At 55.2% G+C, this 1,269-nt stretch carries 1 protein-coding gene; it reads right to left on the bottom strand.

Features of this window, described 5'->3' with window-relative positions; translation table 11 throughout:
• Positions 1 to 21: 21 nt before the first annotated feature.
• Positions 22 to 954: a transposase gene (locus O2597_RS18570; RefSeq protein WP_269527281.1), complete on the bottom strand. Its 933-nt coding sequence runs from the start codon at positions 952 to 954 to the stop codon at positions 22 to 24.
• Positions 955 to 1,269: the final 315 nt, after the last annotated feature.

The following is a 1,269-nucleotide window of genomic DNA, read 5'->3' on the forward strand; positions in this document are numbered from 1 at the left end:
CTGCTTGCAGCAACTGTGTCTTTATACAAGTTGTTTTTCATAATTTTTCAGCAGGGACTGTATGTGAATGAGTAGCTTTCGCATGGCCGCAGTGATGGCCCATTTGTAAGGCTTTCCTTTTTCGAACCTGAGCCGATCCATGTAAGCCTTAATGTGTTCGTTGTGCACGGCGGCGGCAGTGGCTGCCATGTAGAGGGGGTCTCTGACTTTTTGCCGCCCGCCCTGTATTCGTCGTTTGCCCTTCGTTTTTCCGGTGTCATGATTGTAAGGGGCCAGCCCGGCAAGGGCCGCGACCTGCGCTCGGTTCACTTGCGTGATTTCCCCGAGATAGGCACAGATTGACCATGCGGTCACCGGGCCGACACCGGTCACGCTCTGCATGATCTCGGACTGGGCTTTGAGCTTTTCGTTCGAGCGGACTTTCTCGCGGATCCGTCTTTCGATTTCCTTCAACTCGCTTTCAATAAAGCCGATCATCTTTGCGATATCCGGTAGCAGGATTGCCGGACAGTTCTGCTGGCGGCATTTCTCCCTGGCAAGCATCTCGGTCAGGTGGCTGCGGCGGTCCATCAATGCGGCCAGCTCCTCGCGACAGGGACAAGGCGGAGGCATTGCCCCGGGTTGTTTCTGGCTGGCGTAGCGGAGCAGCATCTTCGCGTCCAGAGGGTCGGTTTTCGCCTTGAGGCCTTCACTGCGGGCAAAGTTCCGCACGCGTGCAGGGTTCAGCAGCGCGACCGGCAATCCATGTTCGTGAAGATAACCGATCAGGGAGCGCTCATAACCTCCGGTTGCTTCGCAGACCAGAATCGTCCCGGCTGGTTGCCTGCGGATGATCGTTCCCAGCTTCTTCAATCCGGCGTCGTTGTAGGACAAAGCGCAGGCGTAATCGGGTGCTTGCACTTGTAGGCTGTCTTTGGCAATATCAACAGCGATGTAATTTTTGTTTTGGGGCATGGTTTGTATCTTTCTTGTAGAGATGAACTCACCGTCCGTGGACAGAGGTTCCGTCAACTGTTTGATATAAAACCAGGAGGCTCCGGGGGATCGACGCTGCACTCTGAACTCGCCTTTGGCGGTTTCAAGGGGAGGTTTGATCTCATCCGGAGCCGCTTTGCGGAGGTGGCCGCCTCCGCAAAGCACCCTGGTCCCTTCCAAGGCTAAGAGCCCGGAAGGCTTTTTCGAGTCCTTCCTCCGACGAGTTTTAAGGACCCATTCTCGGAAGGACTCAAAAAGCTGGTGAAGTATCGATGTAACCTACAAGGGGAGGTG

Origin of the sequence: Coraliomargarita parva, assembly GCF_027257905.1 — a bacterium.
Lineage (GTDB): Bacteria > Verrucomicrobiota > Verrucomicrobiia > Opitutales > Coraliomargaritaceae > Coraliomargarita_A > Coraliomargarita_A parva.